The organism is Streptosporangium sp. NPDC002524 (assembly GCF_040295985.1).
GTDB lineage: Bacteria > Actinomycetota > Actinomycetes > Streptosporangiales > Streptosporangiaceae > Streptosporangium.
Window position 1 is genome coordinate 31,548 of the sequence record NZ_JBEOWK010000042.1, and the last position, 26,306, is coordinate 57,853.

Here is a 26,306-nt window from a genome sequence, read left to right on the forward strand (position 1 = left end):
GTGGCGGAGGACGAACGGGCAGCGCCCACCCCGGAGCTCGCCTCGCCATCGGTGCCCGCGCTCCGGCTGCGGGGAGTCAGCAAGAGCTACGGTCCGGTCGTCGCATGCGACGCCGTCGATCTCACCGTGTACGAGGGCGAGATCCACGGCCTGCTCGGCGAGAACGGGGCCGGCAAGTCGACGCTCATGAGAATCCTGACGGGACTCGTCCAGCGGGACGCGGGAACCGTCCTGCGCCGGGACGAGCCCGTCGAGATCGGCGGCCCGAGGGAGGCGGCGGCGCTCGGCATCGGCATGGTGCACCAGCACTTCAGCCTGGTCGAGCCGCTGACGGTCTGGGAGAACGTCATCCTGGGCGACACCGGGAGGATCGACAGGGCCGCGGCCCGCGACCAGGTGCGGGAGATCTCCCTGCGCTACGGCCTGCCGGTCGACCCGCTGGCGAGGGTGGCGCGGCTCTCCGCGGGCGAGCGGCAGCGGGTCGAGCTGGTCAAGTGCCTGCGCCGGGACCCGGCGGTGCTCATCCTCGACGAGCCGACGTCCGTGCTGACCCGGGCGGAGTCGGCCGAGCTGTTCGGCGTGCTGCGCCGCCTGGTCCGTACGGAGAACCGCGCGGTCATCCTGATCAGCCACAAGCTGGACGAGATCACCGCGGCCACCGACCGGGTGACCGTGCTGCGCGGGGGGAGGGTCGTCTTCCGGAGCGCCACCGCGGAGACGGACCCGCGTGAGCTGGCCCGGCGGATGGTCGGCAGGGAGGTCTCCCCGGACACCGGGACCGCCGCCCTCGGCCTGCCGCCGACCGGCCTTCCCGGGACACGCGAGACCGCGACCGGTGCGAGCGGGACCGCGACCGGGAAAACCACGGCGAACGAGAAGGCGGCCGGGGAGTCCGGAACCGGGGAGACCGGTATTCCGGAGACCGGGGCCGGGGAGACCGGTGTTCCGGAGACCGGGGCCGGGGAGACCGGTATTCCGGAGACCGGGGCCGCCGAGGTCGATGCTGGGAGGGCGGGCACCCCGGCGTCCTCAGCGTCCCCGGTGTCCCCGGTGTCCCCGGTGTCCCCGGCGTCTCCGATACCCCCGGTGCCCGTGACACCCGCGCTGCGGCTGCGCGGCCTCACCCTCACCGCCGACGGCGTGCCCCTCCTGTCCGATCTCAGCCTGGACGTCGCCCCCGGTGAGATCGTCGGCCTGTACGGGGTCGAGGGCAACGGCCAGTCGGCCCTGGGGGACCTGCTGTCCGGGCTCGTCGCACCGGACGCCGGGGTGGTCGAGGTCTCCGGACGGCCGGTCGATCCGTACCGCCCGGGTGCGCTGCACGCCGCCGGGCTCGGCATCGTGCCGGAGGACCGGCACGGCTCCGGCCTGGTGCTGGACATGAGCGTCGCCGAGAACCTGGTCATGAAGTCCCTGGACGCCGTGAGCGGCCGGGTGTTCCTCGACCGGGGGAGGGCGCGTGCCGTGGCCCGCCGCCTGGTGGCCGAGTTCGGCATCGTCACCCCTTCGACGGACACCCCGGTGCGCGACCTGTCGGGAGGCAACCGGCAGCGGGTCGTGCTCGCCCGCGAGCTCTCGGCCCGCCCGGCCGTCCTGGTCGCGGCGCGGCCCTCGTACGGGCTGGACGTGGGCGCCACCGAGGACATGTACCGGCGGCTGCGCGACGTCGCGGCCGGAGGGGTGGCCGTGCTGCTGATCTCCACCGAGCTGGAGGAGGTCATGACGCTGGCCTCCAGGATCGCGGTGATCTCGTCGGGAAGGATCACCGGCGTGCTGCCCGCCGGGGAGGCCACGGCCGAGCGGCTCGGCATGCTGGTGGGCGGGATGTCCGCGTGAACGAGTCCCCCCGGCCCCCCGTCGGAGACCCCGGCCGGGACTCGCCCCGGAAACCCGCCCGGAACCCGGCTCGGGAATCCGTTCGGGACCGTGCCCGGAACCCCGGCCGGGAATCCGTTCGGGACAGTACCCGGAACCCCGGCTGGGAATCCGCCCGGAATCCCGCCCGGAACCTGTCCGGTCGTCGTCTGCTCGCCCTGCTCGCCCCCGCCCCCGTCCCCGGCTCGTCGGCCTGGAAGACCGGCCTGGCGACCGTCGCGGGCGTGGTCGTGGCGTTCGCCCTGTCGTCGCTGCTGATCGCCGCGACCGGAGGCTCCCCCCTCGCGTCGGTGCTGGCCCTCTTTCAGGGCAGCGTGGCCGATCGGACGGCCTGGACCTCCACCCTGCTGTACGCGGCGCCGCTGCTGCTCGTCGCCGTGGGCGCGTGCGTCAGCGCCAGGTCCGGCGTGTTCAACATCGGCCAGGAGGGCCAGGTGCTCGTCGGCGCCCTCCTCGCCGCCTGGGTGGGCCTGCGCCTCGCGGTCACCGGCCCGGCGCTGCTGGCGGCCGTGCTGGCGGCCGCCGCGCTGGCCGGTGGGGCGTGGGCCGCTCTCAGCTCGCTGATGTACCGGCTGCGCGGCGTCGACGTCGTGGTCAGCACACTGCTGATGACCTTCGTCGCCCAGCAGCTCGTCGCGTTCGCGGTGAACACGCCGTGGCTGCTGCGGGAGTCGCGGGTCGGTGACGCCGTCGTCGCGCCGCAGTCCAACCCGCTGCCGGAGAGCGCCCTGCTCGGCTCGATCGGGGAGTATCCGGACCTGCAGGTCAACGGGGGTCTGCTGATCGCGCTGGTCGCGGCCGTGGTCGTCGCGACGGTGATCACCCGCACCCGGTGGGGGTTCCGGCTCACCATGCTCGGCCTCAACCCGGTCGCCGCCAGGCACGCCGGGGTACGCGCCGACGCGCTGGGCGGCGTGGCGCTGGCCGTCTCCGGCGCCCTCGCCGGGCTGGCCGGGGCCGTGTTGCTGACCAGCCCGGTGGGCGTCCACCGGCTGCAGCCCGGGATGGCGATGGGCATCGGCTGGGACGGCCTGCTGGTCGCCCTGGTCGCCCGCAACCGGCCGTTTCCGGCCGTGCTCGTCGCTCTGCTGTTCGGCGTGCTGCGCTCCGGCGGCGGCTTCCTCGCCGCGACCGGCGTGCCCCCGTTCGTCGTGGACGTGGTCAAGGCACTGCTGGTGCTGGCCTTCGTCGCCCCGCCCGCCGTCCTCGCCGCGTTCCGGCGCCGAGGCGGCGGTGTCCATGCCGGACGCGCCGGACGCGCGGGACGCCGGTCCGTGCCCGTGACCGAAGGAGCCGTCCGATGATCGTCGCGGACGACGTCTCCACCATCCTGTCCAGCGGGGTACGGCTCGCCGTGCCGCTGGCCTTCGCGGCGTGCGGGGAGTATCTCGCCGAGCGGGCCGGTGCCATGAACATCTCCGTCGAGGCGATGATGCTGGGCGCCGCGTTCGGCTCGGTCGCCACGGCCAGTGCCACCGGCAGCGCCACCACCGGGCTGGCCGCGGGCGTGCTGATCGGGATCCTGGTCGGCCTCGTCCACGGCAACCTCTCCCACCGCCTGAAGATCAACACCTTCGTGGCGGGGCTGGTCCTCAACGCCCTCGTCCTCGGGCTGACCGGCTACCTGATCACGGTCAGCGACTTCGACTCCCACCAGGTGTCGCAGGTCAGCGTCCCCTGGCTGCGTGACATCCCGCTGTTCGGCGCCCCGCTGTTCGTCGAGCGCTGGCCGGTCTACCTGCTGGTCGTCGTCGTCCCGCTGACCTGGTGGCTGGTCGAGCGCAGCAGGTGGGGCCTGGAGCTGCGGGCGTCCGGCGAACGGCCGCAGGCCGCCCACGTCACCGGCGTCAGGGTCGACGCGCGCCGCCGCCAGGCGCTGCTGTGGTGCGGCGCGCTGGCCGGGCTGGGCGGCGCGTACCTCGCGGTCGGCGAAGTCGGCTCGTTCAACGAGAACATGACGGCCGGTCGTGGGTACATCGTCATCGCGGCGGTGATTTTCGGCGGCTGGCGGCTGGGACGCACCCTGCTCGGCTGCGCGCTCTTCGGCCTGGCCGACGCCCTGCGCCTGGCGCTGCCCGCGCTGGGCCTGACACTCAACTCACAACTGCTCATAGTGGCGCCGTACCTGGTCGCGCTGCTCGCGATGCTGCTCTTCACGAACCGGCGCCGCGAACCGGGAGCGCTGGGGCGGCCCTTCGAACGGGGCTCCACCTGAGGGTCCCGGACACCGGCGACCGTCCGGATCGGCATAGACCGTCCGGATCGGCAAAGGCCGTCCGGGCCGACGCGGACCGTCTGAATCGACGCGGACCATCCGGATCGGCGCGGGCCGTTCGGATTGACGCGGGCCGTCCGGATGGACATAGGCCGTCCGGACCGACGCGGACCGACGCGGACCGTCCGGAACGACATGGACCGCCCGAACCGACACGGAGGAAATGGAGGATCTTCATGAGCGAGCTGACCCGGGCGCGGTGGACGCACGTCGCCCTGCCCACGGGCGACCTCGACGAGGCGATCGCCTTCTACACGTCGCTGACTCCGCTGGTGGTCGTCGAACGCTTCCGGGACGACGCCGGGGAGAGCGCCTGGCTCTCCAACGACGGGCAGGCCGAGACCCCGATGGTCCTGGTGCTCGTCTCCTTCGACAAGGACAGGGGCGAACGGCTGGGACTGCTGACGCCGTTCGCGCACCTCGGCATCGAGGTGCCCGGGCGCGCCGACGTCGAGGAGATCGCCGAACGGGCGCGCGAGCTGGGCCGCCTGCACTGGGAACCCCGCGACATGCCCGGCCCGGTCGGCTACATCTGCGCGCTGAAGGACCCCGACGGCAACGTCGTCGAGATCTCCCACAACCAGCGGGTCTTCGCCACGGTACGCAAGCTGTGGGCGGGCCCCTCCTGAGCGGGGAGATCATCCGGGTCCTGTCCCGGTTCCGGGGGAGAGGGCCTCAAAAGGCGGGGGCGCAGGACGGCGGTCAGGGGCCGTTCCCGTCCGTGCCCGGGGGCGGCGGATCCTCCGCCCCCCTGAGGCGGCGCTCCCGCTTTCCCCGCGCGATCTCGGTGCCCAGGGCGTCGAGGTGCTGGTTCCAGAAGTGCCGGTAGCGGTCGAGCCACCTGTCCACCTCCCGCAGCGGGGCGGGGTCGACGGCGTACAGCCGCCGGGTCCCCTGGGCGCGTACGGTCGCGAACCCGTTGTCGCGCAGCACGCGCAGGTGCTGCGAGACGCCGGGCTGTGAGATCCCGAACTCCTCCTGCACCACGGCGCTGATCTCACCGGCCGCCAGCTCGCCGTCGGCGAGCAGCTCCAGGATCCGGCGCCGGACCGGATCGCCGAGAACGTCGAGCGCGTGCATAACCTCACTGTCTCAGGATTGACTTATATAAGTAAAGTCTGAAGCCGAGAGGTCGCCCTGTCGGCCGTACTGTGCCTCTGACCTGGACGAACGCGTCGCAGGGTGATGCCATGGAAGGGGAGGACGGCCGGAGAACCGGCATTCCGCTGATCCAGGAGGCCCCAGTGAAGGCAACCATAGGCGACAAGCTGATCGTGGAGGGCGCCCACAGCGGCGATCCCCGGAAGATCGGGTCCATCATCGAGCTGCGCCACGAGGACGGAAGCCCGCCCTACGTGGTCCGCTGGGAGGGCGACGAGCACGAGAGCCTCGTCTTTCCCGGTCCCGACGCCCACGTGATGCCGGGCGTGCCGGGGTAGCCCCGGGGCGCGTGCCGCCCACTCCCGCTGGCCTGCGGCACGTGCCGCTCTCCCGTCGGCCCTCCGGGTGGGTCAAGGCCGTCGCACGTCCCGGACCTGTCGTGGCAGGACATGGCGCCGTACCGTCCCACAGGCCCGCCGTGTCCGGGTGCCGGTGATTTCCGCCGTGTCGTGCGGGCTACGATCACTGATGTGGAACAGCGCGAATTGGGAAGAACAGGCAGGCGGATCGGTGTCGTCGGGCTCGGCGCGTGGCAGCTGGGTGCCGACTGGGGTGAGGTCGGCGAGGACGAGGCCCTGGCCACCCTCGACGCCGCCGTGGACGCCGGGGTCACCTTCGTCGACACCGCCGACGTCTACGGCGACGGGCGCAGCGAGCGGATCGTCTCGCAGCTGATCAAGGCCAGGCCGGGGCTGACCGTGGCCACCAAGATGGGCCGCCGCGTCGCGCAGGAGCCGTCCGCCTACACCCTGGACAACTTCCGGGCGTGGACCGACCGCTCCCGCGCCAACCTCGGCGTCGAGACCCTCGACCTGGTGCAGCTGCACTGCCCGCCCACCCCGGTCTACGCGACGGACAGGGTCTTCGACGACCTCGACACCCTCGTCCAGGAGGGCCGCATCGCCGCCTACGGGGTGAGCGTGGAGACCTGCGACGAGGCGCTGACCGCGATCGCCCGGCCCGGCGTGGCCACCGTGCAGATCATCCTCAACGCCTTCCGGCTCAAGCCGCTGGAGAAGGTTCTCCCGGCGGCGGCCGAGGCCGGGGTCGGCATCATCGCCCGCGTCCCGCTGGCCAGCGGCCTGCTGTCCGGCAAGTACGACGAGTCCACCGTCTTCGGCGCCGACGACCACCGTACCTACAACCGGCACGGCGAGGCCTTCGACGTCGGAGAGACCTTCTCCGGGGTCGACTTCGCCACCGGCCTGGAGGCGGTCCGCAGGCTGGCCCCGCTGGTGCCGCCGGAGGCCACCATGGCGCAGTTCGCGCTGCGCTGGATCATCGACCAGCCCGGCGTCTCCGTGGTCATCCCCGGCGCCCGCAATCCCGGGCAGGCCCGCGCCAACGCGGCCGCCGCCACCCTGGACGCGCTGCCCGAGGCCACCCTCGCGAGCGTGCGGGAGACCTACGACGAGCTGATCCGCCCGCAGGTCCACCAGCGCTGGTGAACCGATAGCCGTTCCGGGCGGCCGCACCGCCCGGAACGGCTCGAAGCGGGCCCGAAGCGGCTTAATGCGGCGCGAAGAAGACCGGACAGCCGGACCGGCCGACCGGAACCGTTCTCCCGGCGGGGGCCCACGGCTCGCGCGTCCACGCGACGGTGGCCTTGGCGAGCCTCTGACCGGACCGGGCCTGGCGAGCCTCTGACCGGACCGGGCCTGCTGGGCCCCTGACCGGACCGGGTCTGATGAGTTCCTGACCCGGACACCTCGCCCGGCGGCTCACCCCGCCACAGACCCGCACCTTTTCCAGCACTCGGTCTCCGGTTTCCGGTTTCCGGTACCCGGCTTCCAGCGCCGGGTGTGACTCCTCGTGGCCGCCGCGCGCCGAGTGTCTTTTCTCTCTCCTCCGCGCCCGCCGTGAAGCCAGCAGGGCCGACCCGGCCGGGGACGACGGCCGGTGGGCATACCGGCTCATCACGCCCCGCGCCTCCTTTCGCGACCGTCATCTCGCACGCCGTCGCGTCGCCCGGATGAACGCTTCGACGCTTACTTTCACGCGTTCGAGCAGGATGGTCGCATCTTTTAGTTTGTAGGATTGACAAACTTATTACGACTGCCTACATTACGGAAACCGATCTCCCGTATTCGCGGGACTCGGGTCGGGGCCGGTCACGAGACATCTCGCGAACGGGCTCGACGCCACGATGTCTCACCGTCCTGGCCTCGATCGATCGCCGCCGCTCCGGCCCGCGAGACCACCGTCGCCGGGGCGCGCCGACGCCCCGCGGCAGCTGATTCGCCGACCACGAAGAACCGCCCCCCACAGAACTCCGAGGATGAGAATCGATGGACTCGCGTTCAACACCCCCCGGCCGTCGAGGACGGTTCACGACCCGGCTGATCGGCCTCCCCGTCGCCGCGGCTCTGGTCGCCGCGACCGCTCTGGTGGCGGTGGCCTTCCCGTCGCAGGCGGCCGCGGTGCCGGTCGCGGACGGTGTGTACACGCTGGCGTCGGGTTCGAGTGGTAAGTGTGTCGATGTGGCCGGTGCTTCGGCTGACAACGGTGCGTTGCTGGTGCAGGTCGCCTGTAACAGTGGTGCGGCTGATCAGCGGTGGAGGGCTGTCGCCCGGAGTGGTGGGTTCAATCTGGTCAATGTCGGCAGTGGCCGGTGTGTCGATGTGCCCGACTCTTCGACGGTTTCGGGGACTCAGTTGCAGCAGTGGGGGTGTGGGGACGGGAGCAAGCCGCAGCAGCAGTGGACCTTCGCCGCCTCCGCCGCCGCCTCGGGTAAGTATTTGATCAGGAGTGTCGTCTCGGGTTTGTGTGTCTCGAACAAGGACGGTTCGACGGCGGGTAACAACCCGATCGTCGAGGAGACCTGTTCCGACGTCGCCCGGATGCAGTGGACCTTCAACCAGGTCTCCGGACCTGACCCCACCCCGAGCCCGACGCCCACCGGGCGGGTCTGGTCGAACAACGCGGACGGGTTCGCGTCCACCAGCGGCATGGGCGACGCCACGACGACCGGCGGCGCGGCCGGGGCCACCGTCACCGTCACGACGTACGCCGACCTCGTGAGGTACGCCACCGCCGCCGCCCCCTACGTGATCAGGGTCAACGGCGTGATCACCGTCACCCCGTACGGCACCGAGCTCAAGGTGGCCTCCAACAAGACGATCATCGGCGTCGGGACCAGGGGGCACATCGTCAACGGCGGGTTCTTCCTCGGCGTGGGTGTGCACAACGTGATCATCCGCAACCTGACGATCCGCGACACCCGGATGGCGTCCGACGACCCCGACGACAAGGACTTCGACTACGACGGCATCCAGATGGACACCGCGCACCACATCTGGATCGACCACAACACGATCACGCGGATGAACGACGGTCTCATCGACAGCCGCAAGGACACCAGCTATCTGACCGTGTCCTGGAACGTGCTGTCGGAGAACAACAAGTCCTTCGGCATCGGCTGGACCGAGAACGTGACCTCGCGCATGACGATCCACCACAACTGGATCCACCACAACAACCAGCGCAACCCCAGCACCGACAACGTCGCCTACGCCCACCTCTACAACAACCACCTGCAGAACATCACCGGCTACGGCAACTACGCGCGCGGCGCCACCAAGATGGTGATCGAGAACAGCTACTACGACACCGTCAAGGACCCGTACTACCCCGACGCCGCGGCCCAGCTCCGCCAGAGCGGCAGCGTCGTGGTCAACTCCACCGGACGGCGGGAGACGAGCGGGTCGGCCTTCACCCCGAGCTCGTTCTACTCGTACACGCTCGACCCCGCCGCGCAGGTCCCCGCGCTGCTGCGCACCTACGCGGGGCCGCAGGCCGACATCGGCACGTGACCGGCGCCTCGGGCCGGCCGTGGGAGCGCAGGGCCGGCCCGAGCGCGTCACGCCGAGTTCTCGCGCGGGACCACGGCGGGTTCCGCGAAGGCTTCCCCACCCCCAGGAAAGGACGCGTCATGCGCCAGGGAGCACCCTCTCCGTCCCGCGTACCGAGATCCCGCCCGATGAGATCCCGTACGCCGAGGATCGGTCTCGCCGGTGTGGTCGCGGTCGTCCTCGCGGTGCCCGCCGTCGTCGCCGTCATGGCCGGGCCCGGCATGGCCGCCGCCGTGCCGGTCGCGGACGGTGTGTACACGCTGGCGTCGGGTTCCAGTGGTAAGTGTGTCGATGTGGCCGGTGCTTCGGCTGACAACGGTGCGTTGCTGGTGCAGGTCGCCTGTAACAGTGGTGCGGCCGATCAGCGGTGGAAGGCCGTCGCCCAGGGGGGTGGGTTCAATCTGGTCAACGGCAACAGTGGCCGGTGCATTGACGTGCCCGACTCTTCGACGGTTTCGGGGACGCGGTTGCAGCAGTGGGGGTGTGGGGACGGGAGCAAGCCGCAGCAGCAGTGGACCTTCACCGCTTCGGCCGCCGCTTCCGGTAAGTATCTGGTCAGGAGTGTGGTCTCGGGGTTGTGCGTCTCCAACAAGGAGGGTTCCACGGCGGGTAACAACCCGATCGTCGAGGAGACCTGTTCCGACGTCGCCCGGATGCAGTGGACCTTCAACCAGATCTCCGGACCTAACCCCACTCCCACCCCCACCACGGGGACCCCGACGGTGGCGTCCGACGGCACCGGCCGCTACCGGACCGTGCAGGCCGCGATCGACGCGGTGCCCTCGGACAACGGCGGCCGGGTGGTCATCACGATCAAGCCGGGCACCTACCGGGAGATCGTCACCGTCGACAAGCCGTACGTGACCCTCCAGGGGCTGGGCTCCGCGCCGTCGAACACGCTCATCGTCAACAACCGGTCTGCGTACACCAGCGGCACCTCCGGCAGCTACACCGCCCTGATCTCGGCCCGCGACGTCACCGCCACCAACCTGACCTTCTCCAACGACCTCGACGAGAGCACCGTCCCCAGCGGCCACCAGGCCGTCGCGCTCCGGCTGGACGGCGACCGCACCACCATGACGAACGTCCGCGTGCTCGGCGACCAGGACACGCTCCTGGTCAACGACTCGGCCCGCGCGTACGTCAGGAACTCCTACGTCGAGGGGACCGTCGACTTCGTCTTCGGCGGCGGCACCATCGTCTTCCACGGCTGCGACATCCACGAGAAGCGCAGCACCGGCGGCCCCATCACCGCGGCCAGCACCCCGGCGAACAAGACGTACGGCTACCTGTTCTACAGGTCGCGTATCACCGGCGCCGCCAGTGGCAACACCTCGCTGGGACGGCCGTGGCGGCCCGACGCGCAGGTGCTGTACCGGGAGTCGACGCTGAGCGCGACGATCGCGACCTCGCAGCCCTGGACGAACATGTCGAGCAACACGTGGCAGAACGCCCGTTTCCTGGAATACCGCAACACCGGGGCCGGCGCGACCGTCAACTCCAACCGGCCGCAGCTCAGCGACTCCCAGGCCGCGAACTACACGCCGCAGAGGTACCTGGCTGGCTCGGACGGCTGGAACCCCGTCGGATGACCGGAGCCCCGCCGGATGGCCGGAATCCCGCCGGATAACCGGCGGGACGCCGTCACAGCCCGGCGCCGGGGGCGGCGTGCTCCACGCGTTTTCTTTACTCCCGTGCTCCCCGAGTCCTATGCGCTCCCCGTGCTCTGCGCGCGCTCCGCGAGCGTGCGCCGGTAGTGCTCGGCGATCTCGTCGCTGGTGGTCAGCCAGATGTCCGGTCGGGCCGCGAGGTATTCCAGGGCCTCGTCCAGATACCTGGCCCGGAACGGCTGGCCGATCACGAACGGGTGCAGGGCCAGCGCCATCACCCGGCCGCTGTGCTCGGAGTCGGCGTGCAGCTGCTCGTACTGGTCCTTGACGATCCGGACGAACTCCGGCCCGCTGGTGCCCTTGCCGAACAGGAGGAGATCGTTGAGTTCGACCGAGTAGGGGACGCTGAGCATCCCGGGCACGTTCAGCTCGTAGGGCTGGTCGTCGTTGGTCCAGTCGAGCACGTAGCCCAGGCCGAGTTCGGCGAGCAGCGCCGGGGTGTCGAACGTCTCGGTCAGCCCCGGTCCCATCCAGCCGCGCGGCCGCCGTCCGGTGGCGGCGGCGATGGTGCCGACGACGTCGGTGAGGAATCGGCGCTCCTCGTCGCGGGTCATGCCGGCCTGGAGGATCGAGTTGGTCCGCCCGTGCGCGAGCCAGGCCCAGTCCCGTTCCAGGCCCGCCCTGATGATCTGGGGGTAGCGGTCGGCGACCGCGGAGTTCAGCAACACGCTCGCCCGGACGCCGTGCCGGTCCAGGCTCTCGATCGTGCGCCAGACGCCGACGCGGGGCCCGTAGTCGCGCCAGCCGTAGTTGAGCGCGTCGGGGACCAGGTCGGCCGTGCCGGGCCAGATGCTGGTGGACGGGCGATCGACGAGGAAGTGCTCGACGTTGAGCCCGATGTAGACGGCGACCCTGGCGCCGCCGGGCCAGGTGATCGGTGGACGCTCGGTGATGGGGCTGTAAGGGAAGAGCTCGTTCTCCGCTGTCTTCGTCATGCCGACACGGTAGAAGTTAACATCAGTGTCAGGTTCAAGTGCCGGACGTACAGGAGATCGGATGCGGATCGGTGAGCTCGCGCGGCGCACCGGGGTGAGCGAGCGGTCGCTGCGCTACTACGAGCAGCAGGGGTTGCTGACCGCCTCCCGCACGCCCGGCGGCCAGCGCGACTATCCCGAGCAGGCGGTCGACCGGGTCGTCCGCATCCAGGAGCTGTTCGCCGCCGGCCTGCACAGCAGGAGGATCGCGCGGCTGCTGCCGTGCATGCGGGACGCGGACGGCGGCCCGTCCGAGATCGCCACGCCCCTGCTGGTCACCGAGCTCGCCGCCGAACGGGACCGCATCGACCGGATGATCGCCCAGCTGGCCAACTCCCGTGCCGTGCTCGACGATGTGATCGACACGGCATCGGAACGCCACCCCTGATCATCGGGCCGAGCCCGCCCCCGCCCCGCCCCGACGGAAACCGCGCGGGAGCCGGGCAGGGAGCGGGCGGAAACCGTGTGGAAGCCGCACGGACACCTGGTGAGAACCGTACGAGCACCTGGTGGGAACCGTACGAGCATCGGGCGCGCGGGGCGCGGAGTCCTCAGCGGTCGACGTTCGCCGAGGCGATCGGGCGGCCGTCGCCGATCACGACACCCGCGACGGCGTGTTCCCGAAGGGCAGCACCGGGCCGACGGAGCCGGAGACCGTCTGACGGCAGGAGACGGCTTCCCCGCCGGAGTCCGGTATCTCGGGCACCGGCCCCGCCGTGGGAGCCGGTGCTGCGGGCGCCGGTTTGACGTAGGTCCCGTTGCGGCGGGCCAGCAGTTCCTCCAGGAGGGCGTCCCACTTGGCGCCGACGGACGCCACGTCGTAGGTGGCGGCGGTCGCCAGGGCGCCCCTGGCCAGCCGGCGACGCAGCTCCTCGTCCTCGATGACGCGGATGAGGGCGGCGGCGAGGTTGGCGTTGGTGCGCGGCTTGACCAGCAGCCCGTCGACCTCGTCGGTGATCATCTCCTTGGGACCGTGCGGGCTGTTGAAGCTGACGATCGCCAGCCCCTTCCCCATCGCCTCCAGGATCGTCATGGGGAAGCCCTCGTGGCGGGAGCTGAGCACGAAGACCGAGGCCTTCTCCAGCTCGGCGCCGACGTCGGCGGTGGGGCCCGGCAGCTCGACCCTGTCCCGCAGCCCCGCCTCGGCGACCTGGGCGCGCAGGTTGTCCTCCTGCGGCCCCGCGCCGAAGACGCGCAGGGTCCAGCCGGGATGGGCGGCGGCCACGGTCTCCCACGCGGTGATCAGCCGGTGGAAGCCCTTGAGCCTGGTCATGCGGCCGACGGCGACCACGACCTTGTCCTCCAGCCTGGAGGGCTCGCCGTCCATGGGCGGCACGGCGTTGGGGATCCTGGCCAGCTTCCCGGGCTTGCGCCGCAGCGTCGCGCGGTAGTCGCGCATGTCGGCCTTGGTGAGGGTGACCAGCGCGTCGAGCTTGCGGTAGCGGCGCTTGACGACCTCCTGCACCTCCTGCGGCTGTCCCCGCAGGGCCACGTGCTCCTGGCCGATGGTGATGACGCCCGGCGGGGCCAGCTGGGCGAGGGCCAGGTTGAGTCCGGGCCTGGTGGCGATGACGACGCCGGTGTCGACCGAGCGGATCCAGCGGGCCAGCTGAAGGTCGGTCCACACGTTGAAGCGGTGGTAGGCGGCCTCCTGCGGCGGGATGAGCCTGCTCGGCATCTTCGAGAGCCGGCCGCGCAGGCCGGTCCGCGGGACCAGCCTGTCGTCGAGGAAGCGGAACCTCACCCTCGGGTCGACGGGGAAGAACGGCTCCTCCGCCTCCTTGAGGATGGAGACGATCTCCACGTCATGGCCGGTCGAGGCCAGGTAACCCGCCAGGTTGAAGACCGTCCTGATGGTGCCGCCCATGCCGTACGCGTGCAGGATCAGGATCCTGATCTCGTGCGTGGACGGGGGCGGCGCGGTCCGTGCGCGCCTTCGGTTCATCGCCTCGAACAGCCGGTAGACGGCCTTCTTGCCCTTGCCTGCCAGTGCGCGCACCGTGAAGGGTCCCCTTCTCGCCTGCCTCCGGGCTCATGCGCCTGTCTGTCCCCGTGGCGCACTCCCCGCTTCGACCCTATAGACGCGGCAATGCCATGGAAGGTTGTAGAAGATGCACAAATGTAAGCAGGTCCCAGGTCAGGTGCGCCCGCCGCACCGTGGGCGACGGCTCCGGCGGTCCGCCACGCCGCCAGGACATGATCCTCCCGACGGCCGGACCAGGCTCCGTACGAGCCGTTCCGGCGCCGGCGAATCCGATGGCGTGCGAGGCGTTCATGGCCGGACCGGGCTCCATATGAGCCGTTCTGGCCGGGAGCGCGAGCGGCGACCTAGTGTGGAGCCGTGCAGGGACTACTGCTGAGGCTGTCGGCGCTCGACTCCGACGCGGAGAGCGCCGTCCGCGTCATCGCCTACTTCGACGTGCTGGTCCGGAACCACGCCGGCGTCCCGGTGCTGCTCCAGGCCACCGCGCGCCTGGCACAGTGCCCGGTCGGGCTCGTCGACGCGGTCACCGGCAGGCGGACGCGGGTCGTTCCCGGCGGGGCGCCCGAGCCGTGCGAGGAGCCTCCCGGCTCGGCGGTCCACCGCCGCCTCGGCTCGGAGCTCGGCGCCGTGTGGATGGAACGCGAAGGGACGGCGCACGGCCTCGACGAGATCGTCCTGGAGCGCTTCGCGGGCGCGGCGGAGGTCACCCTGGAGCGGGCCGCCGCCCAGGCCCAGGCCGGCGCCGACCCCGCCCTGGTGGAGCTGGTCCTGTCGGCCGACGCCGGCGAGGCCGAGCGGGCACGCGCCCTGCGGCTGCTCGGCTTCGCCCCCGCCGCCCTCCTCCAGGTGCTCGCGGTGCTCGCCGACGACGATCGGGAGGGCCGTGACGGGGCCGCGGTGGCGGCCTGGTTACGGGTCACCGATCGTCACGTCCGGGCCGCCCGGCTGGGCGACACCGTGGCGTTGCTGGCCGGCCCGGCGATCGACGGGCCCGGCGAGCTACCGGGCATACCGGAGACCTGGCGCGTCGGCATCGGGCCGGAGACGCGCGGAGCCGGGGCCGCCGAATCCTGGTCGGCGGCCCGCACCGCCCTGCGCTTCACCGGCCCGCACCGGGCGGACCGGGTGGTCGACTGGGCCGGTCTCGGTGCCCTGGCCCTGTTCGCCACTCACGTGCCGGACGAGGAGATCGCCGCCCTGCCCGACGTGCGGGCCGTCGAGGAGCTCGCACGCCGGCCGTACGGCACCGAGGCGCTGGAGGCGGTCCGCGCGCTGTGCGCCGAGGGCACGGTCCGCAGGGCCGCCGTCGCCGTGCACCTGCACCACAGCTCGCTGGCCGCGCGGATCGCGCGGGCGGAGGCTGTTCTCGGCTTCTCTCTCGCCGACTCCGCGGGCCGGCTCAGGGCGCACCTGGCCATGCGGCTGGTGCGGCTGGTGCGCCCGAGTCCCGCCGTCAGCGAAACAGGGCCCGGCGCAGCGCGACCACCCGCTCGGCGGAGGCCCGGCGGCTGATCTCCGCCTCGGGGATCATCCCGTCGAAGCCGTGGAAGGCCCCCGGGTAGAGGTGGAACTCGGTGGAGACGCCCGCCCGCACCAGCCGCAGGGCGTAGTCGAAGCACTCGTCCCTGAAGACCTCCAGCTCGCCGACGTCGATGTACGCCGGGGGCAGGCCCGACAGGTCGTCCGCCCTGGCCGGGGCCGCGTACGGGGAGACGTCGTCGCCGCCCGCCCGCTCACCCAGCAGCGCCTTCCAGCCCAGCAGGTTCGCCCCCCGGTTCCACACGACCGCCTCGACGAACTCGCGGCTGGAGGGGGTGGTGTTGCGGTCGTCCAGCATCGGGCAGATCAGGAGCTGGAACGCGAGGGCCGGGCCGCCGCGGTCGCGCGCCAGCAGCACGGTTCCCGCGGCGAGCCCGCCGCCCGCGCTGATCCCGCCCACCGCGATGCGATCCGGGTCGATGCCCAGCTCGGCCGCGTTCTTGGCGGTCCAGACCAGGCCCGCGTAGCAGTCCTCGACCGGCGCCGGGTCCGGGTGCTCCGGGGCGAGGCGGTAGTTGACCGAGACGACCACGCATCCCAGCTCGGCGGCGTACACGTTGAGGCGCGAGTCCTCCATGTCGACGTCGCCGATGATCATTCCGCCGCCGTGGATCCAGTACAGGCCGGGGACGGCGCCCTCCTGCCCGACCGGGCGGTAGATCCGCAGCCGGATGTCGGGATCGCCGTCGGGGCCGGGGACCGTCCGGTCCTCGATCGTGACCCGCTCGTCCGGCGCGATCGGGTCCATCGCCGCCCGCGCCGCGTCCATCTGGAGGCGTACGTCGGGCAGATCCTCCAGCCGCAGGGAGCTGAAGTCCGCGACGGGCAGGGGGTTCGCCTCCAGGACGGCGGCCAGCCCGGGATCGATATTCGGATGAAGTGCCATGTCACTCACCTAATCAGAAGAGAGGGACGCCGGTTCGCGCGATCGGCTCTTTCCATCGATCATGCGTGAGCCCACGCCGCCTCACAACCGCAAGGTGGCCGCGATGAGGGACCCGCCACCCGCCAACCGGCGGGCAACCGGACGGCGGGCGGGGACCGGTGACCCCGCGTCGATCGTACGGACTCCCGTGACTGCTCCGGCCGTCCCGGCCCCGTGGCGGGAAAGTGGTCGGCTCGCCTCGGGCCGGGCCGGTATGGCCACGGCCGGTGAATTCCGTACCGGCCTAGAGAAAACACAGCCGACGAAAAGGAGGATAAAAACCATTGGCATCGGAGGGTGCCTTTGCCCTTCAATGGAGAAAAGCCGGAGCGACCGCTCCGCACTCGGAGAGGAACGACAGTGAAGCACGGAGCATCATCGGTGTGGCGGGGAGGGCTTGAGACGTTCCCACTGCTCAGTGGCGGTGCCCCGGTCCCCGGGTGGCCAGGTGGATGACCCTCGCGAGGGAAACCACCGAGCCGCCAGAGACACCGGTCCAGGCGGCTTCTTCGTTTTCCGGTGTCGGGGGATAACCGCTTTGACCACCGTGCGCGGGAGGCCGTTCCCGCTCTCGACAAATTCACAGCGCAGCACATGTTGAACGCGAATCCGTTCACGCCCTCTCCCTGAAGGGCGCGAAAGGATTCACCCCCGGGAGATCCCGGGAGACACGCCGCAGAGGCCGAATCGGTAAGGCAGCCGGCTTCCACCCGGCAGGACGGGGTTCGAACCCCCGCTGCGGCTCTGCCCTCGCGGGAGCGGGGCATGGGACTGGGACTAGGCGAGGGGAGTGGCGACCCCCGCCCGGTCGGCAGGACCGCGGCGCGTCCGGTTCGGCCCACGCCAACCGGTCCGGACGCGTGACGGGACGTAGCTCAGCAGGAAGAGCATCCGGCCAGGGACCGGAAGGCCGCAGGTTCGAGCCCTGCCGTTCCGACGACACGAGCGACACCACGACACGAGCGACACAGGCACCACGAACAACACAGCGCCACAAGCAGTACGAGCAGCACAGCGACACGAGCAGTACAAACAGTACGAGTAGCGCGGCGACGCGAACGACACAACGACATGAGCAGCACGAGCAGCATGAGTAGCACGAGCAGTACAGCGACATCGTGACACCGGCGTGCCCGCAGGGGCGCGCCCGGCCGCTCTGGCCCAACGGCAGAGGCACCAGGTTCAGGACCTGGGTGATCAGGGTTCGAATCCCTGGGGCGGCACGCGACACGGCGATGAGCCGGAACCCGGACACCTGGGACCCGGACACCTGGGTCCCGGACGTCTGGGACCGGAGGCCGAGCCCGGACGTTCGGGCTCCGGACATCCGGGCTCGGCCCCCCCGAGGGCGGAGGCCCTGGCCATCCGGGAACCCCGGGCCCCGCTCACCGCCACCGGACAGGTACCACTCGCTTCGGCCGCCCGCCGGGCACTACTCGTCGTGGGGCCAGGGCAGCAGGAGGGGTTCGGCGGGGAGGTCACCGGCGAGGAAGCCGGTCAGCAGGGTCCCCAGGTCGAGGGGGAAGACCGTCTCGTGGGTGGTCAGGAGGTCGTTCCGGGTCCACCAGCGGTGTGCCGAGATCACCGAGCGCTCCAGCTCCTCCTGTCCCGACGCGTCGACCGTGTGGTCGTCGACGCGTAGGAAGAAGAACGAGTCGACCGCGGCGACCCGGACGTCGCCGAACCAGACGAGGCCGGAGGAGCGGGCCACGACGGAACCCAGGCGTTCTTCCGTGACATCCAGCCCCGTCTCCTCGCGCAGCTCACGGGCCGCCGCGGCGACCAGCGTCTCGCCGTCGTGCACCCCGCCGCCCGGCGTGATCCAGTAGTGCTCGGCGGGCCAGTGCGCGGGCGCCGGATACCGGAACAGCAGGAGACGGTCGGCGGCGTCGACCAGCAGGATCCGGGCACTGGGACGTGAGATGGGGGCGGTCACGTCCCCGATCGTAGAAGGAGAAGAGGTCACCCCGCCTCGCGGCCGGCCCCCGCGCACCGGCTCTCAGCGGGAGAGGCGCCGCGAGGTCTCCGTGACCAGCCGCTGCACGACCGGTGCGAGCTCGGGCCGGTCCTGCAGCATGCCCTCCAGGCGCACCCGCCAGGCCGCGGTCTCGGCGAGCCAGGCGTTCTCGCGCTGCAGCCGCAGGCGCGTCTCGGAAAGTCTCGTCTGGTGCGCGGCACCGAGAGAACGCCCGACCGCGTCACTCAGCCACCAGTAGACGTTGTCCTCGGCGGCGTTGACGAAGGTGCGCGCGCCTTCCCAGGCCACGCGCGGGTGGTGAACGACGGTCATGGCCGGACCGTACGCCCGCCTCCCGCGGTCCCGCAAGACCTCGTTCGTCCCCGCGGCGACTCGCTCAAGAAGTGCCCGACCGGCCCCCGGAACGGCGGGAACGGATTCATGGGTGATGATGGCCGGGTGGAGCGGCTACCGGTGATCGATGTCAATGCCCTGGTGCGGGGCGGGTCCCGCGCGGAACGCGAGCGGGTCGCCCGCGAGATCGAGCGGGCCTGCCGCGACACCGGGTTCTTCTACGTCTCCGGCCACGGGGTGCCGCCCTCGCTGCTCGACCGCCTCGACACCGCCGCCCGCCGCTTCTTCTCGCTGCCCCCCGAGGTGAAGGCGGAGATCTCCATGGAACGGGGCGGCCGTGCCTGGAGGGGGTTCTTCCCGGTGGGCGGCGAGCTCACCTCCGGCCGTCCCGACCTGAAGGAGGGCGTCTACTTCGGGGCCGAGCTGCCCGAGGACGACCCTCGCGCGCGGCTGCCGCTGCACGGCCGCAACCTGTTCCCGGCCCGGGTGCCCGAGCTGGGCGAGGCGGTCCTCGAATACCTCGACCGGCTCACCGAGCTCGGGCAGTCGGTCATGCGCGGCGTCGCGCTCAGCCTCGGGCTGGCGGAGGACTACTTCGCCACCGGCTACACCGCCGACCCCACCGTACTGTTCCGCATCTTCCACTATCCTCCGGCCCCGCCGGACGCCGACGGGTGGGGGGTGGGGGAGCACACCGACTACGGCCTGCTCACCCTGCTGGCCCAGGACCGCAACGGGGGACTCCAGGTGCACGCCGCCGGTGGCTGGGTGGAGGCGCCGCCGATCCCGGGCACCTTCGTGTGCAACATCGGCGACATGCTCGACCGGCTCACCGGCGGCTTCTACCGCTCGACGCCCCACCGGGTGCGCAACGTCAGCGGGAACGAGCGGCTGTCGTTCCCCTTCTTCTTCGACCCGGGCTGGGACGCGGAGGTGCCGCCGCTGCCCTCGCGGGAGGCCTCCGGCGGCGGCCGTGCCCGCTGGGACGGCCAGGACCTGCGCGCCTTCACCGGAACGTACGGGGACTATCTGCTGGCCAAGGTCTCCAAGGTCTTCCCGCGACTGCGGGAGGACGTGCTCTGACCCTCCCCACAGGAAACCGTCCCGCAGGAAACCGCCCTGCGGGAAACCTCACCGGAGAGAACCATCCCGATGGGAACCGCTCCGAAGGGAACCCTCCCGAAGGGGACCGCTCGCGAAGGACCGTTCCGTGAACGACCGCTCCGTGAAGGACCGCTCAGGACGAACCCGCGCCCGTCAGGCGCCCGACGGCTGCGGCGCGGGACGCATGATCGCGGTGGGGTCGTTGACGATCTGGTTGATCACCACGTTCGCGGCGCCCCGGGAGGCCGCGCCGAAGCCGTGGTCGGAGGCGACGAAACGGCAGCGGGCCGCGGGGCCCGCGACGACGAGGCGCTCCAGCTCCGCCTGCGCGAAGGGGAGCATCCAGTCGGCCAGAGTGGCGAAGTAACCGCCCACGACGATGACGCGCGGGTTGAAGAGGTTGACCAGTATCGAGCCGCCGAGCCCGAGCCAGCGACCGGCCTCCGCGACCGCGACCAGCGTCTGCTTGTCGCCGGCGGCGAGGTCGCGGGCGATCTCGGCCACCCGCTCCTCGGGGTCGGGCACCGGGCCGGAGCCCGGCCCGTACGCCCGCCCGGGGGTGGCCATGCGCACCAGCGCGGCCAGGCCGACCTTCGTCTCCCAGCAGCCGAAGCGCCCGCAGCCGCAGCGCCCGCCGCTCGGGTCGACCGGCAGGTGCCCGACCTCGCCGGAGAAACCGTCGGCGCCGCGCAGCAGCCTGCCGTCCACGATGATGCCGCCGCCCACGCCGACCTCGCCGGTGAGGTAGACCATGTCGGCCGTACCGGCCGCCACCCCGGAGGTGTACTCGGCGAGGGCGGCGAGGTTCGCGTCGTTGTCGACCGTCACCGGCACGCGCAGCGGGCCGAGGGCGGAGGAGAGCCGGGCGGCCAGCGGCACGTCGTGCCAGTCGAGGTTGGGGGCGAAGGCCACCACCCCGTGGTCGACGTCGACCAGGCCGGGGACCGCCACCCCGATGCCCGCCGGGTCGGCCCCGGCGCGCGTCATCTCCTCGATGGCCTCGCGGGCGGTCAGGCCGAGCTCGCGGAGCGAGCGGCTGGGGCCGCTGCCCGCCGCGTCGAAGCCCAGGCGGCGGTCGACCAGGACGTTGCCGCCGAGGTCGACGCCGTGCACGGCGATGTAGTCGACGTTGAGCTCCAGCCCGAGGGCGCCGATGTGCGCGCCGTGCAGCGCCACCGCGCGCCGGGGCCGGCCGACCGCGCCCGCGTGGTCGACGCCCACCTCCTGGACCAGCCGCCGGTCGAGGAGCTCGACCATGAGGTTGGAGACGGTGGCCCGGTGCAGGCCGGTGGCCTCGGCGATGTCGGAGCGGGAGGTGGACCCGTGCTCGCGCAGGTGGCGCAGGACCAGGGAGAGGTTCGTCCGGCGGAGCGAGGCGTGACCCGCGGCCTGGGGCGTGCCGCCCACCGTACGGGCCTGGTGCTGCTCCTGGATCACGCGGTCACCTGGCTTTTATTTGTCTCGGATAGAAATTAATTGGATTTGTAACACAGAGGTGTCCTGCCGCGCACCACGAGCCCGGTAACAACTCGATATCTGTCTCCCGTGTGACGTACACGTGTATAACGCGCGACCATGTTACAAAAACGTTACGCAGATCGAAACGTTTCGGACCTTGCGCCCACCTCGAAAGTGAGCATTTAATTCGGCCAGTCATGCAAATTAATTGAGGGGAGTGACGTGCACCGCAGCTGGACCGGCAGTCGCAACGGCAGTTCGACGAGCTCGAACAGGTCGGCCGGCACCCCCGCCGACCAGGCCACGGTGCGCCGTTCCAACCTGTCCCTGGTGCTGCGTCACGTCAGCGAGTACGGCCCCCGGTCCAGGTCGGTCGTCGCCATGGAGACCGGCCTGAACAAGACCACGGTCACCAGCCTCGTCAGCGAGCTGCAGGCCCGCGGCCTCCTCAAGGAGATCGGGCCGCAGCACGCGGGGGCCGTCGGGCGCCCCGGGCTCGCCCTCGCCCTGGACGGCGCCGGTGTCGGCGCCCTCGGCCTCGAGGTCAACGTCGACTACATCGCCGCCTTCGCCACCGACCTGGGCGGCCGGGTGCTGATCGACCGGCGGGTGAGCTTCGACGCCATGGGCCGCGACTCCGAGCGCTCCCTGACGGAGCTGGCCCGGGTGATCGGGGAGGCGATGGCCGAGCTCGACCTCCTGGAGGTCAGGATCGCCGGGATCACCGTGGCCGTCCCCGGCCTCGTCGACACCGCCACCGGCGTCGTGGACGTCGCCCCCAACCTCGGCTGGTACGGCGTCCCCGTGGCGGAGTGGCTCGTACGCGCCGGAGTGCCCCCGCACGTGCCGATCAGCGTGGACAACGACGCCAACCTGGCGGCCCTCGCCGAGTTCACCGGCGGCGTCGCCTCCGGCACGTCCGACCTCGTCTACCTCACCGGCGAGGTGGGCATCGGCGGCGGCGTGATCTCGGGCGGGCGCCTGCTGAGCGGCGCCGACGGGTTCGCGGGCGAGGTGGGCCACGTCATGGTCGACCCCTCCGGCGAGCGCTGCGGCTGCGGCCGGATCGGCTGCTGGGAGACGAAGGTCGGCCTGGCCGCGCTGGTCCGGATGGCCACCCCCGACCACGCCTACGGCCTGCACGACGGGGTGATGCGCGACCCGGAGGAGCGGCTGGCCGAGATCGAGCTGCGCTGGGCCGCGGGTGATCCCCGCGTCGACCTGGCGATCGGCGAGGTGGGCCGCTGGCTCGGGCGGGGCTCGGCCACGCTGGTCAACCTCTTCAACCCGCGCGTCATCGTCATCGGCGGCTACTTCGCCAAGCTCGCCGACCGGCTCATCCCGGTGGCGCAGGCGGAGCTGAAGCGGCTGGGCGTGGAGGGATCCGTCGCCCGCTGCGAGTTCGTCGCCTCCGATCTCGGCTTCGGCGCGGCCTCGCGCGGCGCCGCCGGGATCGTCACGGAGAGGGTGCTCTCCAACCCCACCGCCATCGACGTCCGCCTGGCGGCACCGGCGCCCGAGAGGGAGCGCGAATGAGACGCCACCTCCCGTGAGCAGCCGGTATCGCCCCCCAAGCATCCCGTCCGTCCGACCGGAAAACCGGATTCGTGACGCCGTCGTTCACGCCGACCTCGGCGGCGCCACGCTGGTGCTGTCCGGCCCGGTCGGACGGGCGGGATCCCTTTTGTCGCTAAAGTCCGTTTTGTCATAAAAATTCGTTCACAGAAGTTCGCAGCGAAATCCCATCGAGATTCTGTCGTAAAGATCCACGGAGGCCCCCCATGCCGGAGCCGTCAACCGACTCGGCACCCCTCCTCGTGATGCGAGGAATCGTCAAGCAGTTCCCCGGAGTGCGCGCCCTCGACGGCGTCGACCTGGAGGTCCGTGCGGGCGAGGTGCACTGTCTGCTCGGCCAGAACGGTGCCGGGAAGTCCACTTTGATCAAGACCCTGGCGGGCGCTCACCAGCCCGACGAGGGGACGATCACGCTGAACGGTGAGGAGGTGCGGCTGTCGAGCCCGATCACGGCGATCCGGCTCGGGATCTCCACGATGTACCAGGAGCTGGACCTGGTGGACGGGCTGAGTGTGGCCGAGAACGTGTTCTTGGGTCATGAGCCGTCGCGGATGGGGTTCGTGGGCCGCTCGGAGGCGGCGCGGGCGACGCGGGAGTTGCTGGCGCGGCTGGGGCACGCGGAGATCCGCCCGTCGGTGGAGGTGGGCCGGTTGTCGCCGGCGGCCAAGCAGGTGGTGAGCATGGCGCGGGCGTTGTCGCACGACACCCGGTTGATCATCATGGACGAGCCGTCGGCGGCGCTGGCCCATGACGAGGTGGGCAACCTGTTCCGGATCATCCGGGAGCTGACCGCGCAGGGGGTGGCGGTGGTCTACATCTCGCATCGGCTGGAGGAGATCCGCGAGATCGGGGACCGGGTCACGGTGCTCAAGGACGGCCGCACGGTCGCGGTCGGGTTGCCGGCCAAGGAGACGCCGACCTCGCAGGTGGTCTCGCTGATGACCGGCCGCAACGTCGAGTACGTCTTCCCCGAGCGATCTGCCCCCGGCACCCACGACGGCAGGGCGGAGGTGCTCCAGGTGCGTGACCTGAGCATTCCCGGCCGCGTCTCGGGCGTGTCGTTCTCGGTGCGGGCGGGGGAGATCGTGGGGCTGGCCGGTCTGGTCGGCTCGGGCCGCTCGGAGATCATCGAGGCGGTGTACGGGGCGCGGCGCTTCTCCGGCCAGGTGGTGCTGGAGGGCAAGACGGTGCGCCGGGGCGGTGGCACGACCGGTGCGGTGCGATTGGGTATGGGGCTGGCGCCCGAGGAGCGCAAGGCGCAGGCGTTGCTGCTGGATCAGAGTGTCTCGCGCAACATCAGCCTGGCGAGTTTGGGCCGGTATTCGCGGCTGGGCTGGATGGACCGGCGCCGTGAGGCGGCCGACGCGCGGGAGATGGTGCGGGCGCTGGACATCCGCCCCTCGGATCCGGAGCGGCCGATCAAGACGTTGTCGGGCGGTAACCAGCAGAAGGCGGTGCTGGCCCGGTGGTTGCTGAACAACCGCAAGCTGCTGTTGCTGGACGAGCCGACCCGCGGGGTGGATGTGGGGGCTCGGGCGGAGTTGTACGCGCTGGTGCGGCGGCTGGCCGATGAGGGGATCGGGGTGTTGCTGGTCTCCAGCGAGGTTCCCGAGGTGCTGGGGCTGGCCGATCGGGTGCTGGTCCTGCGCGAGGGCCGGGTCATTCGTGAGGCCGGCGCGGGTGAGCTGGACGAGCACGCCGTCCTCGACATGATCATGGAAGGAAGTCCGGTATGAGCGAGCCTCGGCTGCCGTCTGTGGACGAGCAGGTACGAGTTGAGAAGCAGGAGCGCAAGCCCGCCGCGGGGGTGGGACCGCTCGCCCGGCTGGGCGACGTCCCGCACCTCGGCCTGGTGGTCGCGCTGGTCCTGCTGGCGGCGGTGGGTCTGGTCACGGTGCCCGACACCTTCGCCACCGCCTCCAATATGGTGAGCATCCTGTCGCTGGCGGCGACCATCGGGGTGATCACCGTCGGCGCGACGTTCGTGATCATCGGTGGGGGTATCGACCTGTCGGTGGGTGCGATCATGGCGTTGGCGTCGGTGTGGGCGACCACGCTGGCCACCCAGTCCTACGGGCCGTTCGTGATGATCGTGTGCGCGGTGCTGGTGGGTACGGGTGCGGGTCTGGTCAACGGGTTGCTGATCTCGTACGGGCGGATGGTGCCGTTCATCGCCACTTTGGCGATGCTGGTGGCCGCCCGGGGTCTGGCGCAGCGGATGTCGGACCGGCGTACCCAGCTGGTGCAGCAGGGCAACGAGATGATCGTGGAGCTGTCGACCAGCCGGGTGCTGGGCATTCCGGTGCTGGTCTACATCTTCGCGCTGGTGGTGATCGCCGGGTGGGTGCTGTTGAACCGCACCACGTTTGGCCGTCGCACCTACGCGGTGGGTGGTAACCCGGAGGCGGCGCGGCTGGCGGGGATCGACGTGCGCCGGCACACCGTGATGTTGTACGCGCTGTCGGGGTTGTGCTGTGGCATCGCGGCGGTTTTGATCATGGCCAGGACCACGACGGGTTCCTCCACCCATGGGGATCTGTACGAGCTGGACGCGATCGCCGCGGTCATCATCGGCGGCACGTTGCTGACGGGTGGCCGGGGGTCGATCATCGGGTCGATCCTGGGTCTGCTGATCTTCACCGTGATCACGAACCTGTTCATCCTCAACGGGCTCAACACCAGCGACCAGCTGGTGGCCAAGGGCCTGATCATCGTGGTGGCCGTGCTGCTCCAGCGCCGCTCCCTGCGATCTCCTACCTGATCGTCATCCCTCACGTATTTCAAAGCACCATCTCAAGGAGAAACACATGTCCAACCCATTAGCTCGCAGGGGTTTCCTCGTCGGCGGCGCGGTCATCGGCGCCGGTGCGCTGGTCACGGCCTGCACGGGCAACGAGGCGGCGCCCGCGGCGACCGCGGCGGCCCCGGCTCCGGCTCCGGCCGCGACCGGTGGTAACGACGCCCCCGGCGACAAGGTCGTCATCGGGTTCTCCGCGCCCGCGGCCGACCACGGCTGGATCGCCGCGATCGCCAAGAACGCCGAGGCCGCGGCCAAGGAGTACTCCGACATCGAGTTCAAGCCGGTCGAGCCGACCAACGACATCAACGCGCAGATCTCCGCGGTGGAGTCGCTGATCGCGGCCAAGGTCGCCGCGCTGGTGATCCTGCCCAACGACGGCCAGCAGCTCAACCAGATCGCCCGCCAGGCCTCCGACGCCGGTATCCCGGTGATCAACCTGGACCGGGTCTTCCCCGACAAGCTGTCCTACCGCACCTGGATCGGCGGCGACAACTACGGCATGGGGGTTGCGGCCGGGCACTACATCGGCAAGAAGCTCAAGGACAAGGGCGTGGCCAGCCCGGTCATCCTGGAGATCCAGGGCATCGCGACCCTGCCGCTGACCCAGGACCGCAGCAAGGGGTTCGAGGACGCGCTGAAGACCTACGGCTTCAGCGTGACCGCCAAGCAGGACGCGCAGTTCACCGTCGAGTCCGGCACCAAGGTCGCGGCCAACCTGATGCAGGCGCACAAGAAGATCGACGCGATCTGGAACCACGACGACGACCAGGGCATCGGCGTGCTGGCCGCGATCAAGGAGGCCGG

General features: G+C 71.0%; 22 protein-coding genes and 3 tRNA genes. 18 read left to right on the forward strand and 7 right to left on the reverse strand.

From position 1 onward, the window contains the following. The 4 genes from ABT053_RS40805 to ABT053_RS40820 all read left to right on the forward strand — a co-directional run bounded on the left by ABT053_RS40805 (position 1) and on the right by ABT053_RS40820 (position 4,779). Positions 1 to 1,836, forward strand: coding sequence for an ABC transporter ATP-binding protein (locus ABT053_RS40805; RefSeq protein ID WP_350976996.1), 1,836 nt, complete (start codon positions 1 to 3; stop codon positions 1,834 to 1,836). Between the two features lie 263 nt (positions 1,837 to 2,099). After that, positions 2,100 to 3,179, forward strand: a complete 1,080-nt coding sequence (locus ABT053_RS40810) for an ABC transporter permease (RefSeq protein ID WP_350976998.1) — start codon at positions 2,100 to 2,102, stop codon at positions 3,177 to 3,179. Continuing rightward, entirely contained in the window at positions 3,176 to 4,090 is a 915-nt protein-coding gene (locus ABT053_RS40815; RefSeq protein ID WP_350977001.1) for an ABC transporter permease, read from the forward strand. The genes ABT053_RS40810 and ABT053_RS40815 overlap by 4 nt, the downstream gene beginning before the upstream one ends. A gap of 236 nt (positions 4,091 to 4,326) precedes the next feature. Beyond that, positions 4,327 to 4,779 (forward strand): VOC family protein, encoded by a 453-nt coding sequence (locus ABT053_RS40820; RefSeq protein WP_350977002.1) that lies wholly within the window; start codon positions 4,327 to 4,329, stop codon positions 4,777 to 4,779. Positions 4,780 to 4,852: 73 nt separating this feature from the next. Here the strand turns inward: ABT053_RS40820 and ABT053_RS40825 are convergent, their stop codons facing one another. Further along, positions 4,853 to 5,230, reverse strand: a complete 378-nt coding sequence (locus ABT053_RS40825) for an ArsR/SmtB family transcription factor (RefSeq protein WP_350977005.1) — start codon at positions 5,228 to 5,230, stop codon at positions 4,853 to 4,855. Positions 5,231 to 5,394: 164 nt separating this feature from the next. Between ABT053_RS40825 and ABT053_RS40830 the strand changes: the two genes are divergently transcribed. From ABT053_RS40830 to ABT053_RS40845, 4 genes are all read left to right on the forward strand, one after another. Continuing rightward, a complete protein-coding gene (locus ABT053_RS40830) occupies positions 5,395 to 5,589 on the forward strand; it encodes a DUF1918 domain-containing protein (protein WP_350977008.1) in 195 nt (64 codons plus the stop codon). A gap of 192 nt (positions 5,590 to 5,781) precedes the next feature. Continuing rightward, positions 5,782 to 6,759, forward strand: a complete 978-nt coding sequence (locus tag ABT053_RS40835) for an aldo/keto reductase (RefSeq protein ID WP_350977009.1) — start codon at positions 5,782 to 5,784, stop codon at positions 6,757 to 6,759. A gap of 840 nt (positions 6,760 to 7,599) precedes the next feature. Continuing rightward, positions 7,600 to 9,123 (forward strand): RICIN domain-containing protein, encoded by a 1,524-nt coding sequence (locus tag ABT053_RS40840; RefSeq protein ID WP_350977012.1) that lies wholly within the window; start codon positions 7,600 to 7,602, stop codon positions 9,121 to 9,123. A gap of 167 nt (positions 9,124 to 9,290) precedes the next feature. Then, positions 9,291 to 10,754 carry a pectinesterase family protein gene (locus ABT053_RS40845; RefSeq protein WP_350977014.1) on the forward strand — a complete coding sequence of 488 codons (1,464 nt, stop codon included), beginning with the start codon at positions 9,291 to 9,293 and terminating at the stop codon, positions 10,752 to 10,754. Positions 10,755 to 10,870: 116 nt separating this feature from the next. On the opposite strand, the gene ABT053_RS40850 is transcribed toward ABT053_RS40845, so the two are convergent. After that, positions 10,871 to 11,767: a polysaccharide deacetylase family protein gene (locus tag ABT053_RS40850; protein WP_350977015.1), complete on the reverse strand. Its 897-nt coding sequence runs from the start codon at positions 11,765 to 11,767 to the stop codon at positions 10,871 to 10,873. A 61-nt stretch (positions 11,768 to 11,828) separates the two neighbouring features. Here ABT053_RS40850 and ABT053_RS40855 point away from each other — a divergent pair, with 61 nt between their 5' ends. After that, the gene (locus ABT053_RS40855; protein ID WP_350977017.1) at positions 11,829 to 12,194 is read left to right on the forward strand and encodes a MerR family transcriptional regulator; all 366 of its coding nucleotides are present in this window, start codon (positions 11,829 to 11,831) and stop codon (positions 12,192 to 12,194) included. Positions 12,195 to 12,401: 207 nt separating this feature from the next. Here ABT053_RS40855 and ABT053_RS40860 read toward each other — a convergent pair whose 3' ends face one another. After that, positions 12,402 to 13,805: a glycosyltransferase family 4 protein gene (locus ABT053_RS40860; protein WP_350977019.1), complete on the reverse strand. Its 1,404-nt coding sequence runs from the start codon at positions 13,803 to 13,805 to the stop codon at positions 12,402 to 12,404. 342 nt (positions 13,806 to 14,147) lie between these two features. On the opposite strand from ABT053_RS40860, the gene ABT053_RS40865 reads away from it, so the two are divergent. Then, positions 14,148 to 15,302: a helix-turn-helix domain-containing protein gene (locus tag ABT053_RS40865; protein ID WP_350977022.1), complete on the forward strand. Its 1,155-nt coding sequence runs from the start codon at positions 14,148 to 14,150 to the stop codon at positions 15,300 to 15,302. Here the strand turns inward: ABT053_RS40865 and ABT053_RS40870 are convergent. Continuing rightward, on the reverse strand, positions 15,244 to 16,215 hold the full coding sequence (locus tag ABT053_RS40870; protein WP_350977025.1) for an alpha/beta hydrolase: 972 nt from the start codon (positions 16,213 to 16,215) through the stop codon (positions 15,244 to 15,246). The two genes, ABT053_RS40865 and ABT053_RS40870, sit on opposite strands and share 59 nt — an antisense overlap. Before the next feature lie 711 nt (positions 16,216 to 16,926). Between ABT053_RS40870 and ABT053_RS40875 the strand changes: the two genes are divergently transcribed. The 3 genes from ABT053_RS40875 (at position 16,927) to ABT053_RS40885 (ending at position 17,477) form a co-directional block, all read left to right on the forward strand. Continuing rightward, positions 16,927 to 16,998: transfer RNA gene (locus ABT053_RS40875), tRNA-Gly, on the forward strand. Between the two features lie 120 nt (positions 16,999 to 17,118). Continuing rightward, a tRNA-Pro gene (locus ABT053_RS40880) sits at positions 17,119 to 17,191 on the forward strand. Between the two features lie 213 nt (positions 17,192 to 17,404). Beyond that, a tRNA-Leu gene (locus ABT053_RS40885) sits at positions 17,405 to 17,477 on the forward strand. A 209-nt stretch (positions 17,478 to 17,686) separates the two neighbouring features. Here the strand turns inward: ABT053_RS40885 and ABT053_RS40890 are convergent. Both ABT053_RS40890 and ABT053_RS40895 read right to left on the reverse strand, forming a co-directional pair. Continuing rightward, positions 17,687 to 18,190 carry an NUDIX hydrolase gene (locus tag ABT053_RS40890; protein WP_350977027.1) on the reverse strand — a complete coding sequence of 168 codons (504 nt, stop codon included), beginning with the start codon at positions 18,188 to 18,190 and terminating at the stop codon, positions 17,687 to 17,689. Between the two features lie 63 nt (positions 18,191 to 18,253). Further along, a complete protein-coding gene (locus ABT053_RS40895; protein ID WP_350977028.1) occupies positions 18,254 to 18,544 on the reverse strand; it encodes a hypothetical protein in 291 nt (96 codons plus the stop codon). A 141-nt stretch (positions 18,545 to 18,685) separates the two neighbouring features. On the opposite strand from ABT053_RS40895, the gene ABT053_RS40900 reads away from it, so the two are divergent. Continuing rightward, positions 18,686 to 19,648 (forward strand): isopenicillin N synthase family dioxygenase, encoded by a 963-nt coding sequence (locus tag ABT053_RS40900; protein WP_350977030.1) that lies wholly within the window; start codon positions 18,686 to 18,688, stop codon positions 19,646 to 19,648. Positions 19,649 to 19,822: 174 nt separating this feature from the next. Here ABT053_RS40900 and ABT053_RS40905 read toward each other — a convergent pair whose 3' ends face one another. Next, positions 19,823 to 21,106 carry an ROK family protein gene (locus ABT053_RS40905; protein WP_350977032.1) on the reverse strand — a complete coding sequence of 428 codons (1,284 nt, stop codon included), beginning with the start codon at positions 21,104 to 21,106 and terminating at the stop codon, positions 19,823 to 19,825. Between the two features lie 243 nt (positions 21,107 to 21,349). On the opposite strand from ABT053_RS40905, the gene ABT053_RS40910 reads away from it, so the two are divergent. The 4 genes from ABT053_RS40910 to ABT053_RS40925 form a co-directional block, all read left to right on the forward strand. Next, on the forward strand, positions 21,350 to 22,663 hold the full coding sequence (locus tag ABT053_RS40910; RefSeq protein ID WP_350977033.1) for an ROK family protein: 1,314 nt from the start codon (positions 21,350 to 21,352) through the stop codon (positions 22,661 to 22,663). 245 nt (positions 22,664 to 22,908) lie between these two features. Further along, complete coding sequence (locus tag ABT053_RS40915; protein ID WP_350977035.1) at positions 22,909 to 24,438, forward strand: sugar ABC transporter ATP-binding protein; 1,530 nt, start codon at positions 22,909 to 22,911, stop codon at positions 24,436 to 24,438. Further along, positions 24,435 to 25,463 carry an ABC transporter permease gene (locus ABT053_RS40920; protein ID WP_350977037.1) on the forward strand — a complete coding sequence of 343 codons (1,029 nt, stop codon included), beginning with the start codon at positions 24,435 to 24,437 and terminating at the stop codon, positions 25,461 to 25,463. Before ABT053_RS40915 ends, ABT053_RS40920 begins: the two co-directional genes overlap by 4 nt. A gap of 46 nt (positions 25,464 to 25,509) precedes the next feature. Then, positions 25,510 to 26,306: substrate-binding domain-containing protein (locus tag ABT053_RS40925; protein ID WP_350977040.1), on the forward strand; the 797-nt coding region annotated here is incomplete at its 3' end.

Excerpts from the sequence above, each read along its gene's own strand:
- ABT053_RS40820 (WP_350977002.1), top strand. The coding sequence starts at position 4,327 with ATGAGCGAGCTGACCCGGGCGCGGTGGACGCACGTCGCCCTGCCCACG.
- ABT053_RS40825 (WP_350977005.1), bottom strand. The coding sequence starts at position 5,230 with ATGCACGCGCTCGACGTTCTCGGCGATCCGGTCCGGCGCCGGATCCTG.
- ABT053_RS40845 (WP_350977014.1), top strand. The coding sequence starts at position 9,291 with ATGAGATCCCGTACGCCGAGGATCGGTCTCGCCGGTGTGGTCGCGGTC.
- ABT053_RS40815 (WP_350977001.1), top strand. The coding sequence starts at position 3,176 with ATGATCGTCGCGGACGACGTCTCCACCATCCTGTCCAGCGGGGTACGG.
- ABT053_RS40840 (WP_350977012.1), top strand. The coding sequence starts at position 7,600 with ATGGACTCGCGTTCAACACCCCCCGGCCGTCGAGGACGGTTCACGACC.
- ABT053_RS40855 (WP_350977017.1), top strand. The coding sequence starts at position 11,829 with ATGCGGATCGGTGAGCTCGCGCGGCGCACCGGGGTGAGCGAGCGGTCG.
- ABT053_RS40920 (WP_350977037.1), top strand. The coding sequence starts at position 24,435 with ATGAGCGAGCCTCGGCTGCCGTCTGTGGACGAGCAGGTACGAGTTGAG.
- ABT053_RS40895 (WP_350977028.1), bottom strand. The coding sequence starts at position 18,544 with ATGACCGTCGTTCACCACCCGCGCGTGGCCTGGGAAGGCGCGCGCACC.
- ABT053_RS40915 (WP_350977035.1), top strand. The coding sequence starts at position 22,909 with ATGCCGGAGCCGTCAACCGACTCGGCACCCCTCCTCGTGATGCGAGGA.
- ABT053_RS40850 (WP_350977015.1), bottom strand. The coding sequence starts at position 11,767 with ATGACGAAGACAGCGGAGAACGAGCTCTTCCCTTACAGCCCCATCACC.
- ABT053_RS40870 (WP_350977025.1), bottom strand. The coding sequence starts at position 16,215 with ATGGCACTTCATCCGAATATCGATCCCGGGCTGGCCGCCGTCCTGGAG.